The sequence below is a fragment of the Pseudomonas sp. ADAK21 genome, from assembly GCF_012935735.1.
GTDB lineage: Bacteria > Pseudomonadota > Gammaproteobacteria > Pseudomonadales > Pseudomonadaceae > Aquipseudomonas > Aquipseudomonas proteolytica.
In genome coordinates, this window is sequence record NZ_CP052857.1 from 4,380,975 (window position 1) to 4,395,151 (window position 14,177).

The 14,177-nt window shown below is 61.8% G+C and carries 14 protein-coding genes; 9 read left to right on the forward strand and 5 right to left on the reverse strand.

Annotated elements, in window-relative coordinates:
• Positions 1–360: 360 nt before the first annotated feature.
• Positions 361–1,584, reverse strand: coding sequence for a serine/threonine transporter SstT (gene sstT / locus HKK57_RS19935; RefSeq protein WP_169390617.1), 1,224 nt, complete (start codon positions 1,582–1,584; stop codon positions 361–363).
• A gap of 211 nt (positions 1,585–1,795) precedes the next feature.
• Between sstT and HKK57_RS19940 the strand changes: the two genes are divergently transcribed.
• Entirely contained in the window at positions 1,796–2,950 is a 1,155-nt protein-coding gene (locus HKK57_RS19940; RefSeq protein ID WP_029296615.1) for an MFS transporter, read from the forward strand.
• Here HKK57_RS19940 and nhaR read toward each other — a convergent pair.
• Positions 2,947–3,852 carry a transcriptional activator NhaR gene (gene nhaR / locus HKK57_RS19945; protein ID WP_070995681.1) on the reverse strand — a complete coding sequence of 302 codons (906 nt, stop codon included), beginning with the start codon at positions 3,850–3,852 and terminating at the stop codon, positions 2,947–2,949. The two genes, HKK57_RS19940 and nhaR, sit on opposite strands and share 4 nt — an antisense overlap.
• A gap of 134 nt (positions 3,853–3,986) precedes the next feature.
• Here nhaR and HKK57_RS19950 point away from each other — a divergent pair, with 134 nt between their 5' ends.
• The 4 genes from HKK57_RS19950 (at position 3,987) to mnmH (ending at position 7,248) form a co-directional block, all read left to right on the forward strand.
• A complete protein-coding gene (locus HKK57_RS19950; RefSeq protein WP_029296611.1) occupies positions 3,987–4,238 on the forward strand; it encodes a hypothetical protein in 252 nt (83 codons plus the stop codon).
• 28 nt (positions 4,239–4,266) lie between these two features.
• Positions 4,267–5,016, forward strand: coding sequence for a TerC family protein (locus HKK57_RS19955; RefSeq protein WP_169390618.1), 750 nt, complete (start codon positions 4,267–4,269; stop codon positions 5,014–5,016).
• Between the two features lie 94 nt (positions 5,017–5,110).
• Positions 5,111–6,145, forward strand: a complete 1,035-nt coding sequence (gene selD / locus HKK57_RS19960) for a selenide, water dikinase SelD (RefSeq protein ID WP_092238924.1) — start codon at positions 5,111–5,113, stop codon at positions 6,143–6,145.
• The gene (gene mnmH, locus HKK57_RS19965; RefSeq protein ID WP_169390619.1) at positions 6,145–7,248 is read left to right on the forward strand and encodes a tRNA 2-selenouridine(34) synthase MnmH; all 1,104 of its coding nucleotides are present in this window, start codon (positions 6,145–6,147) and stop codon (positions 7,246–7,248) included. Before selD ends, mnmH begins: the two co-directional genes overlap by 1 nt.
• A gap of 89 nt (positions 7,249–7,337) precedes the next feature.
• Here the strand turns inward: mnmH and HKK57_RS19970 are convergent, their stop codons facing one another.
• Together HKK57_RS19970 and HKK57_RS19975 are read right to left on the reverse strand one after the other, a co-directional pair.
• Positions 7,338–8,393, reverse strand: coding sequence for a permease (locus HKK57_RS19970; RefSeq protein ID WP_169390620.1), 1,056 nt, complete (start codon positions 8,391–8,393; stop codon positions 7,338–7,340).
• A gap of 114 nt (positions 8,394–8,507) precedes the next feature.
• Positions 8,508–9,209 carry a hypothetical protein gene (locus tag HKK57_RS19975; protein WP_029296600.1) on the reverse strand — a complete coding sequence of 234 codons (702 nt, stop codon included), beginning with the start codon at positions 9,207–9,209 and terminating at the stop codon, positions 8,508–8,510.
• Positions 9,210–9,459: 250 nt separating this feature from the next.
• On the opposite strand from HKK57_RS19975, the gene HKK57_RS19980 reads away from it, so the two are divergent.
• The 4 genes from HKK57_RS19980 to HKK57_RS19995 all read left to right on the forward strand — a co-directional run bounded on the left by HKK57_RS19980 (position 9,460) and on the right by HKK57_RS19995 (position 13,315).
• On the forward strand, positions 9,460–10,158 hold the full coding sequence (locus HKK57_RS19980; protein ID WP_029296598.1) for a glutathione S-transferase N-terminal domain-containing protein: 699 nt from the start codon (positions 9,460–9,462) through the stop codon (positions 10,156–10,158).
• 3 nt (positions 10,159–10,161) lie between these two features.
• Positions 10,162–11,004 (forward strand): PhzF family phenazine biosynthesis protein, encoded by an 843-nt coding sequence (locus tag HKK57_RS19985; RefSeq protein ID WP_169390621.1) that lies wholly within the window; start codon positions 10,162–10,164, stop codon positions 11,002–11,004.
• Positions 11,005–11,182: 178 nt separating this feature from the next.
• On the forward strand, positions 11,183–12,157 hold the full coding sequence (gene hemB / locus HKK57_RS19990) for a porphobilinogen synthase (RefSeq protein WP_029296595.1): 975 nt from the start codon (positions 11,183–11,185) through the stop codon (positions 12,155–12,157).
• A 72-nt stretch (positions 12,158–12,229) separates the two neighbouring features.
• Positions 12,230–13,315, forward strand: a complete 1,086-nt coding sequence (locus tag HKK57_RS19995; protein WP_029296593.1) for a DUF1615 domain-containing protein — start codon at positions 12,230–12,232, stop codon at positions 13,313–13,315.
• A 2-nt stretch (positions 13,316–13,317) separates the two neighbouring features.
• Here HKK57_RS19995 and HKK57_RS20000 read toward each other — a convergent pair whose 3' ends face one another.
• Positions 13,318–14,097, reverse strand: a complete 780-nt coding sequence (locus HKK57_RS20000) for a DUF4349 domain-containing protein (protein ID WP_029296591.1) — start codon at positions 14,095–14,097, stop codon at positions 13,318–13,320.
• Positions 14,098–14,177: the final 80 nt, after the last annotated feature.

Consider the following 14,177-nt stretch of genomic DNA (forward strand, 5'->3'; position numbering starts at 1 on the left):
GGCTTTTGATCTTAGGCGCCCCGTTAAACCACGATGGCCGCAGGCAGGTATTGCGTAGTGGGCACCCCGGCAGGATGCCGGGGTAGCCGCGACACGGCCATGGATGGCCGATCGCGGCGGGCCCACGGAGCAATGCCTGACTGCGGGCATGCCGAGCCTAGGCGAGGCACCGAGTGGTGGGGCAAGAGCGTTTTGCTTACTTTTGCGCTGTTCAAAAGTGAGCCGCCGTAAGGGCGGAACCCATACCCGCCGCGACCGCGGCAACGGATATGTACACATACTCAGAAGAGCGAGTTGTGTAGATACTCATGGCCATCGCAGGCAAGCCAGCTCCCACACAAGCCAGCGCCCACTGTTGTATCAGACCGGGTTCTTGTCTTCTTGGCCCAGGCACGCCGCGGCAGTGAACAACACGTCGGTAGACGAGTTGAGCGCGGTTTCCGCCGAATCCTGCAGCACCCCGATAATGAAGCCCACGGCCACCACTTGCATGGCGATTTCACTCGGAATCCCGAACAGGCTGCACGCCAGCGGAATCAGCAACAACGACCCCCCAGCCACACCCGACGCGCCACAAGCACAGATCGCGGCAACCACACTCAACAACACCGCGGTCGGCAGGTCGACGGCGATGCCCAGGGTATGCACGGCGGCCAGGGTCAGCACGGTGATGGTGATGGCGGCGCCGGCCATGTTGATGGTCGCCCCCAGTGGGATCGAGACCGAATAGGTGTCTTCGTGCAGGCCCAGGCGCTCGCTCAATGCCAGGTTGACCGGGATGTTGGCCGCCGAACTGCGGGTAAAAAAGGCGGTGATCCCGCTCTCACGCAGGCACAGCAGCACCAGCGGGTAGGGGTTACGGCGCAGTTTCCAGAACACGATCGCCGGGTTGATCACCAGTGCCACGAACAACATGCAGCCGATCAGCACCAGCAACAGGTGCGCATAGCCCAACAGCGCATCGAAACCAGAGGCCGCCAGGGTCGAGGCCACCAGGCCGAAGATACCCAGCGGCGCGAAACGAATTACCACACGCACGATCAGCGTGACGCCGTTGGACAGGTCGTCCAGGACGGTGCGCGTGGTTTCACCGGCATGGCGGATTGCGATGCCCATACCGATAGCCCAGGCCAGGATGCCGATGAAATTCGCATTCATCAGGGCGCTGACGGGGTTGTCCACCACACTGAGCAGCAGGCTCTGCATCACTTCGCCGATCCCGCCCGGGGCGCTGATGGCCACATCATGGGTGGAAAGCACCAGGCTTGAGGGGAACAGGGTGCTAGCAATCACTGCCACAACCGCCGCAGAAAAGGTGCCCAGCAGATACAGAAACAGGATCGGCCGGATATGGGTTTCCTGGCCATGCTTGTGGTTGGCGATCGAGGCCATCACCAGCACAAACACCAGGATCGGCGCGACGGCCTTGAGCGCCGAGACAAATACCTTGCCGATAAACGCGGTGGACAGGGCTGCACTGGGCGACAGCAGGGCCAGCAGGATGCCTGCGACCAGGCCAATGACAATTTGGGTCACCAGGCTGACGCGCAGCAGGCGTTGAAACAGCGAAGGGGCAGCAGTCATAAAGAGTTGTCTCTAGTTTTTTTAATGTGTGCAGCACTGTGCAAGGCGCGAAGTCTAACATGCCGTAGGACACATCCCATTTGCTGCGGCATTCAGTCGCCAAAGCCGTGCGTGGTCCGGTTACATTCTGTTAACCTTGGCCATCCTCTTCTTACCTCTCTGTCAGCGGGCCCTTGGGCCGACGCTGGCGTCGCCGTTTCTGGAGTTATGCATGTTGTTGCCCATCCTGCTGCTGTCCGCAGCCGGTTTTACGGTGTTGACCACCGAATTTGTCATCGTGGGCCTGTTGCCTTCCATCGCCCGTGACCTGGATGTGAGCGTGTCCCAGGCTGGCTTGCTGGTGACGCTGTTTGCCTTCACCGTGGCGGCGTTCGGGCCGTTCCTTACCGCGTATTTCGCACGCTTCGAGCGCAAGCGCCTGTTTATCAGCATCCTGTTGATGTTCGGCGCGGCCAATACCCTGGCGGCCCTGGCGCCGAATATCTGGGTGATGGCCGTGGCAAGGCTGATTCCGGCCCTCGGGTTGCCGGTGTTCTGGGCCCTGGCCAGTGAAACCGCCGTGGATATTGTCGGGCCGGACTACGCCGGCCGGGCGATTGCCAAGATCGGCTTTGGCATCGTCTGCGCGACGGTCTTCGGGATTCCGGTGGGCACCTTGATCTCTGACATGTTCGGCTGGCGCACCGCCTTTGGCATCCTGGCCGGGGTGGCGCTACTCAAGGCACTGCTGCTGTTGATTTACCTGCCGGCGACCACGGTGAAGAAGGAAACCGTGACGTTGCGCTCGCAGTTCAAGATCCTGCGCAACCCCTTGATGCAGGGCCACGTGTTGCTGTCGATTCTGGTATTTAGCGGCATGTTCACCGCCTATACCTACCTGGCAGACATTCTTGAGCGCCTGGCCGGCTTCGATGGCACGCTGGTGGGCTGGTGCCTGATGGGCTTTGGTGCCGTGGGCCTGATCGGCAATTCGTTGGGCGGGCGCATGGTCGACAAGCACCCGCTGATCGCCTCGATGGTGTTCTGTGGCTTTATGATCGCGGGCATGGTGGCGCTGGTGCCGGCGATCCACTCCACCCTCGGCCTGGCCGCGGCCATGGGCATCTGGGGCGTGACCCAGGCGGCGCTGTTTTTGGTCAGCCATGTGCGGCTGATGAAGGCCGCGCCCCATGCGCCGGCATTCGCGGCGTCGCTGAACATTGCCGGGGCCAACCTGGGCATTGGCCTGGGGGCGATGGTCGGCGGGCATGTGATCGACACCCTCGGCCTGGGCAGCCTGGGGTTCGCGGCGTCGGGCTTTATCCTGCTGTCGATTCTCCTGGCCCTGTGGCTGATGACCGCCAAGACCCGGGTCGCCTGCGCCTAGGTCGGCAACGCAGTAAACAGTTCGCGGCGGGCGCCTTCGGTTATCGCAACGATACCGGGGTGCTTGACCTTGCGTTCCACCGAAATCGCATAGAACGACTCGGTGACTGCATCTGTCTGGCCCACCAGTGCCACGCCGTACTGGCGTAGCACTTCCTCGGCAATCACGCTGGGGGCGATGAAAATCCCGCTGCCGGATTGGCCAAACGCCTGCATCAAGGCACTGTCGTCGAACTCGCCGATGATCTTCGGCTGGATCTTTTGCTCGGCGAACCAGCGCTGCAAACGGCTGCGCACTACGGTTTCCGCGCCGGGAATCAACAACGGCGCGCCGTGCAGGCACTGTGGGAAATCACCGGGGTGCTGGTCAGCCAATGCCTGGGTGGCGAAAAAACTGATGCCGCATTCCCCCAGTTTCTGGCTGTAGCCCTTGATGTCGAGGTGGCTGGGCATGGGGCTGTCGGAAATTACCAGGTCCAGGCGCTGGATCGCCAGGTCGGCCAACAGCCGCTCCAGTTTGTCTTCACGGCAGGTAATACGCAGCGGCTCGTTCAGCTCCATGGTCGGCGCGATCAGCCGATAGACAATGGACTTGGGCACCACATCCGCCACGCCGACGCGAAACACGATCTGCTGTTCATTGGGCTGGGCGCGCAACATCGCTTCCAGTTCATTGCCGGTCTGGAACATCTGCTCGGCATAGGGCAGGGCCTGGCGCCCGGCCTCGGTCAGTTCCAACTGGCGCCCCACCCGTTGAAACAGGGCAACGCCGAATGTCTGTTCGAGCAGGCTGATTTGCCCACTGATGGTTTGCGGGGTGAGGTTCAGTTGCTCACAGGCGCGCACGATGCTGCCTGTCTTGGCCACCACCCAGAAGTAATGCAGTTGTCGGTAATTGAGCATGGCGGCCGTCAGTTCGTAAAAGCCGAAGTATACGCGAGAAAAATACGAATTTTACTGAAGTGTTCACCTGCATAGAATGCGTCGCTATCGCGGGGCCACTACTTGGACCCAATGGTTCTAACGAGGAATACATCATGAAACTCAATTCTCTCGGCGCAGCTTCGTTGCTTGCGCTTTCATTGGTGATGATCAGCGGCTGCGATCAGGTCGAGAAAAGCGCGCAGCAGGTCCTGGGCAAAGCCACCGAATCGGCCAAGCAAGCGATCGATGACACCCACAAGGCCGCCGAGCAGGCATTGAGTGAAGCGACGCAAGGCCTGATCAGTCCAGAAAAAAAGGACGATCAGCCCGAGCAAGAGTCTGAATCGAACACCAAAGAAACCTAATTTCCCAGCACAACGTCAGGACTGACCTATGGAATACCTTTTACAACTGGCCGCCAGCCCCACCGCCTGGGTAGCCCTGGCGACCCTGATCGTCATGGAAATCGTGCTGGGCATCGACAACCTGATCTTCATCTCGATCCTCACCAACAAACTGCCGGAACAACACCGGGCCAAGGCACGGCGCATCGGCATCAGCATGGCGCTGATCCTGCGCCTGGGCCTGTTGAGCACCATCGCGTTTATCGTGCAACTGACGGCGCCGGTGTTTGAAGTGTTCGGCCAGGCGTTTTCGTGGAAGGACATGATCCTGATCGCCGGTGGCCTGTTCCTGGTGTGGAAGGCGACGACCGAGATCCACCAAAGCATGGACCCGGAGCCCGAAGAGAAGGCAAGCGTGGGCAATACTGTGGCTATCGGCTTTGCTGCGGCCATCGGGCAGATCCTGCTGCTCGACCTGGTGTTCTCCATCGACAGCATCATCACCGCCGTCGGCATGACCGAGCATTTGCCGATCATGATCATTGCCGTGGTGACCTCGGTGATCGTGATGCTGGTTGCGGCTGAACCCCTGGCCAAGTTCATCAACGACAACCCGACCGTGGTGATGCTGGCCCTGGGCTTCTTGATCATGATCGGTATGACCTTGATCGCCGAAGGTTTCGGTGCCCATGTGCCTAAAGGCTACGTGTACGCGGCCATGGCGTTCTCGGCTGCCATCGAGTGCTTGAACATCGCGCGGCGCAATCGCCACAAGCGTTTGCTCGCTGCCCGCCAGTAACCGCTCAAACCCAGAAGCCGGCTGTGCTCCCAAGAGCCCAGCCGGCTTTTTGCTGTCTGTTAGACTTCGCGCACTTGATAGTTTGAGGTCCACCATGAACGAGCCGATTCGCCTGACCCAGTACAGCCACGGTGCCGGTTGCGGCTGCAAGATTTCGCCGCAGGTGCTGGAAGTGATCCTCGCCGGCAGCGGCGCGCAGAACCTCGACCCCAACCTTTGGGTGGGCAATGCCTCGCGTGACGACGCCGCGGTGTACGCGATCGACGACGAGCGCGGCGTGGTTTCCACCACTGACTTTTTCATGCCTATCGTCGACGATCCCTTCGATTTCGGGCGCATTGCTGCCACCAACGCCATCAGCGATATCTACGCCATGGGTGGCGACCCGTTGATGGCCATTGCCATTCTCGGTTGGCCGGTCAATGTACTGGCCCCGGAAATCGCCCGGGAAGTGATCCGCGGTGGCCGCTCGGTGTGCGACGCGGCCGGCATTCCCCTGGCCGGTGGCCATTCCATCGACGCCCCGGAGCCGATCTTCGGCCTGGCCGTCACCGGTCTGGTGCACAAGCGCCATATGAAGCGCAACGACACCGCCACCGCTGGCTGTCGCTTGTACCTGACCAAACCCCTGGGTATCGGCATCCTCACCACCGCCGAGAAGAAGGGCAAATTGCGCGAAGCCGATATCGGGCTGGCGCGGGACTGGATGTGCACCCTCAACAAACCCGGCAGCCGCTTTGGCAAACTGGCCGGGGTCAGCGCCATGACTGACGTGACCGGTTTCGGCCTGCTCGGGCACCTGGTGGAAATGGCGGACGGTAGCGGTTTGACTGCCCTGATCGACTACGAAAAAGTCCCACGCCTGCCGGGGGTCGAGTACTACCTGGACCAGGGCTGTGTGCCGGGCGGTACGTTGCGCAACTTCGACAGCTATTCGGGCCAGTTGGGCCGTATCAATGAGTTGCACAAGCGTGTGTTGTGCGACCCGCAGACCAGTGGCGGGCTGCTAGTGGCTGTCACGCCAGAAGGCGAAGCCGAGTTTCTTGCGGCAGCGGTCGAACTGGGCTTGAACCTGGCGCCCATTGGCCAGTTGGTCGAGCGACAGAGCAACGCGGTAGAGGTGTCTTGATGCCCAGCGACATCACCGATTACCGCGACATCTTTCTCAACGACCGCCCGATGATGGATACCCGCGCGCCGGTTGAATTCGTCAAGGGTGCGTTCCCCGGGGTGGTCAATCTACCGTTGATGAACGATGACGAACGCCAGCGGGTGGGCACTTGCTATAAGCAGCAGGGGCAACAGGCGGCGATTGTACTGGGCCATCAGTTGGTGTCCGGGGCGACAAAGGTTGAACGTGTCGAGCAGTGGGCACAGTTCGCGCATGCCCATCCTGAGGGCTACCTGTATTGCTTTCGCGGCGGCTTGCGCTCGCAGATTGTCCAGCAATGGCTACGCGAGGCGGGTATCGACTATCCGCGGGTCGGTGGTGGCTACAAGGCTATGCGCAGCTTTTTGCTCGATACGGTCGAGCGCGCTACCCGCGAGTGCGACTTCGTCCTGCTGGGCGGCATGACCGGCACTGGGAAAACCGAAGTCCTCGGCCAGTTGCGCAATGCGCTGGATCTGGAAGGACACGCCAATCACCGGGGTTCCAGCTTCGGCAAGCGCGCTACCGCACAGCCCTCCAACATCGATTTCGAGAACCGCCTGGGGGTTGATCTGCTGAAAAAGCGCGACCAGGGTATCGAGCAATTCGTGGTCGAGGATGAAAGCCGCATGATTGGCAGTTGTGCGCTGCCCCTGGCCTTGCACAAAGGCATGCAGGCATTCCCGATGGTGTGGTTAGAAGATAGCCTGGCGGGGCGGGTCGAGCGAATCCTGGGCGATTATGTGGTGGACCTGTGCGCCGAGTTTGTCAGCGTGTTTGGTGAGTCGGGCCAGCAGGTGTTTGCGCAGCGCCTGACCGAGAGCCTGGGCAATATCCACAAGCGCCTGGGGGGCGAACGGTTCCAGCGGTTGCAGGGCATCCTGCAGCAGGCCCTGGAAGAACAGGCCCGCAGCGGCGCGGTGGATCTGCATCGTGAGTGGATCGAAGGGTTACTGCGCGAATATTACGACCCGATGTATGCCTTCCAGCGTGAGAAGAAGGGCGCCCGCATCGAGTTCGCAGGGGAGCAGGGGGCGGTGCTGGAGTATTTGCGCGAGCGCGGTGCCCGGCGCGGGTGCTGACGACTGTCCCCGTGGCGATGCGGCGTTCCGACAAGCCCGCTCGCCACAGGAGCCCTTTCAGCAGCACACCTATGCGGCGATGCCCAACCCTACAGCACGACCACCGCCACCAACCCACACACCACACCCATCAACATGGTCAGCCCGGCCACTGTCACCAGCACCCGTGTATCGAAATCCTTGCGCAGCATCAACAGCGACGGCAGGCTCACGCTCGGCAGGGTCATCAACAGGGCCACCGCTGGCCCGGTCCCCATGCCCAGGGCCATCATGGTCTGCACAATCGGGATTTCCGCCGCGGTGGGAATCACAAACAGGGTGCCGACAATCGCCAGGGGCACCAGCCAAACCAGGCTGTCGGCCATCGCCCCGTCCACATGGGGGAACAGCCATACCCGTGCCGCGCCAAGCAGCAACACCGCCAGGATGTACACCGGGATGGTGCTCCAGAACAACTGCCACAAGGTGCGCAGCCAGCGGGTGAGGAAGGGCTGGCTGTCGGCGCCGCTGACGTTGGCCACGGCCTCCAGCGCCACTTCCGGCACCTGCTCCGGGCGTGCGATGCGTTGGGCGATCAGCGCCACACCGATCACCAACACGATCCCGGCCACCAGCCGCAGTGCGGCAAAGTCCCAGCCCAGGACAAAGCCCATGAACACCAGGGTCGCCGGGTTGAGTACCGGGTTGCCCATCCAGAACGCCAGGGCTGCGCCCACCGACACTTGCTGACGACGCATCCCCGCCGCCACGGGGGCGGCGCAGCAACTGCACATCATGCCCGGGAGGGCGAACAACCCTCCGCGTACCGTGGAACCAAGCCCGGCGCGCCCGAACAGGCGTAACAGCCAGTCCCGTGGAATCAACACTTGCAGCAACGATCCGAGAATCACCGCCAGCACGGCGGCTTTCCAGATTGCCAGGAAATACACCTGGGCATAGGCCAGGGCCGCCGCCAATGGCGAGCCTTGTTGATCGTTGAGGATCGAGTTGCCGATGCTGTGGCTGTCTGCCGCAACGAACGCCTTGAAGTAGTAGGGCGACCACTTCACGTAATACAGGCCGACGCAGGCGACCAACAGGAACAGCGCCGGCTTCCACCAGAAGGACCAGCCGCGTACAGGGCTGGCAGAGGTGAGGTTAGACATGGTCAGGATCCGCAGATAAGTCGATAGCGACGCATCATACGCGGTCCCGCCCCCAGTAGGAGCCGGCTTGCCGGCGATCGCGGTGTGTCACGCGGGACGCAGTCGCCGGTAAGGTCAGCTGTCAGCGTTTACGTGCGTCGCATCCGGGCAGGTCTGCAAGCCGTTATCCAGCCCTTGCTTGTAGTTACGGCTGAGCAGGCTGGCCTTGCCGTTCTGCCAGGTCAGGGTCAACACGTACAGGGTGTCGAAGTCGCCGCCGGACCAGTCTTCGGTGATGGTGTACTTCTCGCCGACCGCTTCGCTCGCCACCTTGTTGATCAGCTCCGGCAGGTAACCGTGGGACCAGGCCGTGTAGATGGTGGAGTTGTGGTACTTGTCCTCCATCAGCTCGTCCGCCAGGTCGCTGGTATCGTTGGCCGAAAACTCGATGTTCACCGGCAACCCAAGTTTGATCGCGCTGGGGCTGATGGTCATCAATGGTCGGATGTAGCTGTAGGAATTATCGAATTCGCCTTCCTCGACATTACGCGTCGGGTTGGCCGCGAATACAAAATCGGCGGCGCCGAATTTTTCCGGCAGTACGGTGGCCAGGTTCATCGCGCGGTTGAGGCCCTGGCAATTGAGTTGGCCCAGGCCGCCAGCGGGTTTTTCGCCATGGCGCAGGAACACCAGGGTCTGTACGCCGTTCTTCGGCTCGGCACTGCTCTCGCGGGCTTCGAAGGCCAGCATCAAGGCGCCGCCTACAAAGAACATCGGTAACACGTAATAAGCATATTGTTTGAAACGTTTGCCAAGGCACAAAGGCTTGATTTTCATTAGTTTTCGAGTCTTCAGTGCTTCGGATCAAGACCGCAAGGCCCAGCCACAGCGACGCTCCAAGCATCGTGCGGTTTCCATGAGTGTGGCGGTATGCCTCCATTCAACCGTTCAAGCGCTTTTAAGAGTGCGCCATAGCGTTTTGGTTCGCTGGGACCCGAGATTAGCGACCCGATGTTGCGGATTGAAGACCAATGCAGCCTGGCCGCTAGATCGCTATCATGGGTTTTTCTCAGCTTGGGGTATATCGATGATTTCACTCGCTGCGTTTCCGATTATTACCAAATGGCCAGCCCAGCATCCCGAGCGCCTGCAGTTGTACTCGCTGCCCACCCCCAATGGCGTCAAGGTTTCGATCATGCTCGAAGAACTGGGCCTGGCGTATGAGGCGCATAAAGTCAGCTTCGACACCCAGGACCAGTTCTCGCCCGAGTTCCTGTCGTTGAACCCCAACAACAAAATCCCGGCGATCATCGACCCCAACGGCCCGGGCGGTGAACCGCTGGCGTTGTTCGAGTCGGGGGCGATCCTGATCTACCTGGCGGAGAAAACCGCGCAACTGCTGCCCCAGGCGCCTGCCGCGCGCTACGAAACCCTGCAATGGCTGATGTTCCAGATGGCCGGGATCGGGCCGATGTTCGGCCAGGTGGGGTTCTTCAATAAATTTGCCGGCAAGGCCTACGAAGACAAGCGCCCTCGCGACCGCTATGCGGCTGAAGCCCGGCGCTTGCTGGAAGTCCTGGAAAAACGCCTGCTGGGCCGTAGTTGGATCATGGGCGATGAGTACACCATCGCCGATATCGCGACCTTCCCCTGGATCCGCAACCTGATCGGTTTTTATGAGTCAGGCGATCTGGTGGGCATCAGCGACTTCCCCAATGTACTGCGCGCGCTGGACGGCTTTGTTGCCCGACCGGCGGTGATTCGTGGCCTGAATATTCCGAGCTGACCCATGCCGACTTTCGATTTCAAGCAACTTGATGTTTTCAGCAGCGTGGCCCTCAAGGGCAACCCATTGGCCCTGGTGCTGGGCGCCGATTGCCTCAGCGACCAGCAGATGGCGGACTTCGCCCAGTGGACCAACCTGAGCGAGACCACGTTCCTGCTGCAACCGCGCGACCCGCGCGCTGACTACCGGGTGCGTATTTTTACGACCACGCAGGAATTGCCCTTCGCCGGCCATCCGACCCTGGGCAGTTGCCATGCGTGGCTGCAAGCCGGTGGCGTGCCCCGGGGCAGCGAGATCATCCAGGAGTGCGAGATCGGCCTGGTGCGCATCCGCCGCCAGGGCCAGGAACTGGCGTTCATCGCACCACCCTTGCTGCGCTCAGGGCCGCTGGATGCCGAGCTGTTGGAGCGTGTGCGCGTGGCCCTCAACCTTGAACCCGAGGCGATTGTACGCAGCCAATGGGTCGATAACGGTGCCGGCTGGCTGGCGCTGATGTTGGCGGACCGGCAGGCGGTGCTGGACTTGCAGCCGGACTATTCGAAGCTGCTCGGGTTGGCAGTGGGCGTGGTTGCCCCGTGCGATCCGAGCCGCGACGATGTGGATGCGCAGTTTGAAGTGCGCGGGTTTATTGCCGGCGACGGGGCGCCTGAGGACCCGGCCACCGGCAGCCTGAATGCCGGCGTGGCCCAATGGCTGTTGGGTGAAGGCTTGGCCCCCAGCCAGTACGTGGTCAGCCAGGGCACGGCCATGGGCCGCGCCGGGCGTATTCGGGTACAGCAACAAGGGGATGAGATCTGGATTGGCGGCGCCGTCTCGGTGTGTATCGAAGGCAGCCTGAGCCTTTAACGGTTATGGGCCGCCAGCTTGATCCCAAAGCCGAAGGCATATTGTTACGGGAATGGCAAAACACCGTTATGGCCACGGTATTTGTGCTCTCGGTCAATCCAGGCATAAGCTTTCGCCCTTAAGCTAGCGGCCTTGCCACGTGCCATGGCCCTTTTTGTAGGAAATTGTAGGAAAACCCATGTCCAGCCAGTTCCCCGAAGCCCGCTCCCGCCGCCTGCGCCGTTCCCCCGAGTTGCGCAGCCTGTTCCAGGAAACCGAATTCACCCTCAACGACCTGGTATTGCCGATCTTCGTCGAAGAAGAAATCGACGATTTCGTGCCCATTACCAGCATGCCCGGTGTGATGCGTATCCCCGAATCGAAACTGGCCAGTGAAATCGAGCGCTTCGCCCGCGCCGGGATCAAGTCGGTGATGACGTTTGGCGTGTCCCATCACCTGGATGCCAGCGGCAGCGACACCTGGAACGAGCGCGGTCTGGTCTCGCGCATGTCGGCGATCTGCAAGGATGCGGTGCCGGAGATGATCGTGATGTCCGACACCTGCTTCTGCGAATACACCGACCATGGCCATTGCGGCGTGATGCACGGCAATGAAGTGGACAACGACCGCACCCTCGCCAACCTGGGCAAGCAAGCCGTAGCGGCAGCCCGCGCCGGCGCCGATGTGATCGCGCCTTCGGCAGCGATGGACGGCCAGGTCCAGGCCATTCGCCGGGCACTCGATGCGGCGGGCTTCACCCATATCCCGATCATGGCGTACTCCACCAAATTCGCTTCGGCCCTGTATGGCCCGTTCCGCGAGGCGGGCGGCAGCGCGCTGAAGGGCGACCGCAAAAGCTACCAGATGAACCCGATGAACCGCCGCGAAGCCGTGCGCGAATCCCTGCTCGATGAGCAGGAAGGTGCCGACTCGCTGATGGTCAAGCCGGCCGGTGCGTACCTGGACATCATCCGCGACATCCGCGAAGCCTCGCGCTTGCCCGTGGCGGCGTACCAGGTCAGTGGCGAGTACGCGATGATCAAGTTCGGCGCCCAAGCCGGTGCCATCGACGAAGCCCGTGTGGTGCGCGAGACCCTGGGTTCGATCAAGCGCGCCGGTGCGGACCTGATCTTCACCTACTTTGCGATGGACCTGGCGCTCGCCGGCATCTGATCCCGGCTCCTACATGGGGTGGGGGGTTGTGAGATAGTGGTCAGATCCACCGACTCACAGGACACCCCCCGCATGCTTTCATCCCGGCTGACTCTCTGCCTGACCACCTTGCTGGTGCTGGCCGGCTGCTCAACCCAACGCAGCCAGCCACTTCCAGAACGCAGTGAAACCGAGGTCAAGGCGCAGATCGTGCGGCTGATGCCGGCCAAGGTGGCGGATCGCGCCGGCTGGGCCCAGGATATCTACACGGCGTTCGACAGCCAGAAGATCTACCCCAGCACCGAGAATATCTGTGCGGTACTGGCGGTGACTGAGCAAGAGTCCACCTACCAGGTCGACCCGCCAGTGCCGAACATGGGCAAGATCGCCCAGGATGAAATCCTCAAGCGTGCGGCCAAGGTGCATGTGCCGGCCGTGCTGGTGCGCACCGCGCTGCAACTGCGTTCGCCCACCGGCAAGTCCTACGCCGACCGGCTGAGTGCTGCGCGTACCGAGAAGGACCTGAGTGGGATCTTTGACGACTTTATCGGCACCGTGCCGTTGGGCCGCACCTTGTTTGGCAGTTTCAACCCGGTGCATACCGCAGGCCCGATGCAGGTGAGCATTGCCTTCGCCGAGAAACAGGCCCGGGATTATCCCTACACCGTAGATGGAAGTATTCGTCGGGAAGTGTTCACCCGGCGTGGTGGGATGTACTTCGGTATTGCCCATTTGCTCGGTTATCCGGTGAGCTACGAGCAGCCGCTGTACCGCTTTGCCGACTTCAATGCTGGTTGGTACGCCAGCCGCAATGCGGCGTTCCAGGCCGCTGTCAGCCGTGCTTCCGGGACCCGCCTGGCGCTGGATGGCGATTTGATCCGCTACGGTTCGATCATGCCCGGCACCACCGAACTGGCGGTGCGCTCATTGGGCAAGAAGCTGGACATGCGCAACCCGAGCATCCGCAGCCAGTTGGAGCAGGGCGATCGCCTGGACTTTGAAGAGACCACCCTGTATCAGCGGGTCTTTGCCCTGGCCGAGAAAGCCGAAGGCAAGCCCTTGCCACGGGCGATCCTGCCAGGGATTGTGCTCAAGAGCCCGAAGATCACCCGCAACCTCACCACAGCCTGGTTCGCCCAGCGCGTGGATGAGCGGTACCAACGCTGCATGAAACGCTAAGGTCAAGGGCGGCGCTTGACCAGCTTGCGCCACAGCCAGACCCACAGCCACAACACCGGGAACGCGAGGATCACGAACGGCAGCACGTAGCTTGAGCGCTCCAGGGCGTCGGCGGTGCCGTCGACCAGGTTGTCGCCCAGGTTGCCGAACATGCGCGCGAAACGTGATTGCTGATGCTCGCCGTCGGATGGGCGGAAGTTCAGGGTCACGCGGTTGGTGTCCAGGCGTCGCTGCTGGCCGGCGGCGATCTGCGCCAGTTCCTGCAGCTCGTTTTCGATGGCGGCTTGTTCCTTGGTGAGGGTGATCAAGTCGCCCACGGTGATGTCCTTGCGCGCGGCCAGCTCATCCAGGCGTTTCTGCTGGGCCTGCAAACGCTCCTGGCGGCGGCGTACATCGGCCACTGCGTCGGCCAAGTCCTCGGCGCTGGTGATGCGCTGGCCCAGTTGCCCGCCCTCGGCCGCCATGCTCACCAACGGCTCGACCCCGCTGGGGGCGATGCGCAACACAATCATGCCGCCGTCGCTGTTTTCTTCGATACGCAGGATGTTGCAGGCGCCGAACTGCGCCGACTCACAGGCTTGGCGCGTGGCCTGCATGCGCGGTGCCAGCAGGGCAACCGGCATCGCCAGGCTCAGCTCGTGTTCATAGGCCAATTGCGCGCCGGCCCGGCCCTGTTCGCCATTGATCTGTGTGGCTTCGGAATACTCCTTGGGCGAACAGCCGCCAAGCAGCAGGGCGGCCAAAAACATCAACGCAGTAGATCTGCCTTCCAGATGGCGCATTACGTCTCCTTCAGTGTGCGGGATAAAGTGCGCGGCGATTAAAGCCGGTTTGCCCGGCGAACGCAAAGTGGGCGTGGGCT

What these genes read in the sequence shown, in the direction of transcription:
- HKK57_RS19950 (WP_029296611.1), top strand. Translation starts at nt 3,987, where the DNA reads ATGAAACTCAATTCTCTCGGCGCAGCTTCGTTGCTTGCGCTTTCATTG.
- hemB (WP_029296595.1), top strand. Translation starts at nt 11,183, where the DNA reads ATGTCCAGCCAGTTCCCCGAAGCCCGCTCCCGCCGCCTGCGCCGTTCC.
- selD (WP_092238924.1), top strand. Translation starts at nt 5,111, where the DNA reads ATGAACGAGCCGATTCGCCTGACCCAGTACAGCCACGGTGCCGGTTGC.
- HKK57_RS19985 (WP_169390621.1), top strand. Translation starts at nt 10,162, where the DNA reads ATGCCGACTTTCGATTTCAAGCAACTTGATGTTTTCAGCAGCGTGGCC.
- HKK57_RS19975 (WP_029296600.1), bottom strand. Translation starts at nt 9,209, where the DNA reads ATGAAAATCAAGCCTTTGTGCCTTGGCAAACGTTTCAAACAATATGCT.
- HKK57_RS19995 (WP_029296593.1), top strand. Translation starts at nt 12,230, where the DNA reads ATGCTTTCATCCCGGCTGACTCTCTGCCTGACCACCTTGCTGGTGCTG.
- HKK57_RS19980 (WP_029296598.1), top strand. Translation starts at nt 9,460, where the DNA reads ATGATTTCACTCGCTGCGTTTCCGATTATTACCAAATGGCCAGCCCAG.
- nhaR (WP_070995681.1), bottom strand. Translation starts at nt 3,852, where the DNA reads ATGCTCAATTACCGACAACTGCATTACTTCTGGGTGGTGGCCAAGACA.
- mnmH (WP_169390619.1), top strand. Translation starts at nt 6,145, where the DNA reads ATGCCCAGCGACATCACCGATTACCGCGACATCTTTCTCAACGACCGC.
- sstT (WP_169390617.1), bottom strand. Translation starts at nt 1,584, where the DNA reads ATGACTGCTGCCCCTTCGCTGTTTCAACGCCTGCTGCGCGTCAGCCTG.
- HKK57_RS20000 (WP_029296591.1), bottom strand. Translation starts at nt 14,097, where the DNA reads ATGCGCCATCTGGAAGGCAGATCTACTGCGTTGATGTTTTTGGCCGCC.
- HKK57_RS19955 (WP_169390618.1), top strand. Translation starts at nt 4,267, where the DNA reads ATGGAATACCTTTTACAACTGGCCGCCAGCCCCACCGCCTGGGTAGCC.
- HKK57_RS19940 (WP_029296615.1), top strand. Translation starts at nt 1,796, where the DNA reads ATGTTGTTGCCCATCCTGCTGCTGTCCGCAGCCGGTTTTACGGTGTTG.
- HKK57_RS19970 (WP_169390620.1), bottom strand. Translation starts at nt 8,393, where the DNA reads ATGTCTAACCTCACCTCTGCCAGCCCTGTACGCGGCTGGTCCTTCTGG.